The sequence below is a fragment of the Microtetraspora sp. AC03309 genome (genome assembly GCF_020826795.1).
In the GTDB taxonomy this organism is placed as follows: domain Bacteria; phylum Actinomycetota; class Actinomycetes; order Streptosporangiales; family Streptosporangiaceae; genus Microtetraspora; species Microtetraspora glauca.
Window position 1 is genome coordinate 1 of the sequence record NZ_JADDIL010000480.1, and the last position, 474, is coordinate 474.

The following is a 474-nucleotide window of genomic DNA, read 5'->3' on the forward strand; positions in this document are numbered from 1 at the left end:
ATGGAAGGACGAGCACCCCGGCGCGGTAGTCGTCTCCTACGTCAACACCACCGCCGCGGTGAAGGCGCTGACTGACATCTGCTGCACGTCGTCGAACGCCGTCGAGGTCGTGGCTTCGATCCCCGAGGACCGCGAAGTGCTGTTCTGCCCGGATCAGTTCCTGGGTGCGCACGTGCGCCGCGTGACCGGTCGCAAGAACCTGCACGTCTGGGCCGGCGAATGCCACGTGCACGCCGGGATCAACGGCGATGAGCTGGCCGACCAGGCCCGCTCGCACCCCGATGCCGAACTGTTCGTACACCCGGAATGTGGATGTGCCACCTCTGCGCTGTACCTGGCCGGTGAAGGTGCGGTGCCTGAGGAGCGGGTGAAGATCCTGTCCACGGGTGGCATGCTCGACGCGGCCCGCGAGACGCGGGCGCGGCAGGTGCTCGTCGCGACCGAGGTCGGGATGCTGCACCAGTTGCGCAGGGC

The 474-nt window shown here is 67.9% G+C and carries 1 protein-coding gene; it reads left to right on the forward strand.

Annotated features, from left to right (window positions below):
- On the forward strand, positions 1 to 474 hold a 474-nt coding region (gene nadA / locus IMZ11_RS43940; RefSeq protein WP_228649668.1), incomplete at both ends, for a quinolinate synthase NadA.